Source organism: Streptomyces canarius (assembly GCF_014650735.1).
Lineage (GTDB): Bacteria > Actinomycetota > Actinomycetes > Streptomycetales > Streptomycetaceae > Streptomyces > Streptomyces olivaceoviridis.
Window position 1 is genome coordinate 1 of the sequence record NZ_BMVN01000241.1, and the last position, 579, is coordinate 579.

General features: G+C 70.1%; 1 protein-coding gene. It reads right to left on the bottom strand.

Features of this window, described 5'->3' with window-relative positions; all coding sequences use genetic code 11:
- Positions 1-579, bottom strand: a 579-nt coding sequence (locus tag IE294_RS47090) for an acyltransferase domain-containing protein (protein ID WP_189895433.1), incomplete at both ends; no start/stop codon positions are given.

Sequence of the window (579 nt, forward strand, 5' to 3'; positions counted from 1 at the left end):
TACCAGTACCCGGCATCCAGCGCCGAACCGTCCAGCCACGCACTGTCGGCCGTCGACCAGAACCCCACCCCGGCCGGACCCGGACGCACACCCCCCAGCAGACCCAGAAGCTCCTCGCGAATCCCCTCCACCTGAACCGAATGCGCGGCGAAATCCACACCCGGGATCGGCCAGCGCAGCACCCCCTCCTCCGAGAGCGCCGCCCCCAACTCCTCCAACGCCCCCGGATCACCCGAGACCGTCACCGAAGCAGGACCATTGACCGCCGCCACACTGACACGCCCGCCCCAGCCGGCGACACGCTCCCTCACCGCATCAGCCGCCATCGCCACGAACATCATCGCGCCCCGCCCGGCAAGCGCCCCCAGAGCCCTGCTGCGCAACGCGACAACCATCGCCGCGTCCTCCAGGCTCAACGCCCCCGCCACACACGCAGCGGCGATCTCACCCTGACTGTGACCGACCACCGCATCCGGCTCCACACCGTACGACCGCCACAACGCCGCCAACGACACCATCACCGCCCACAGCACCGGCTGCACACGGTCCACCCGCTCGTAGTCACCGGATCGCAGCACC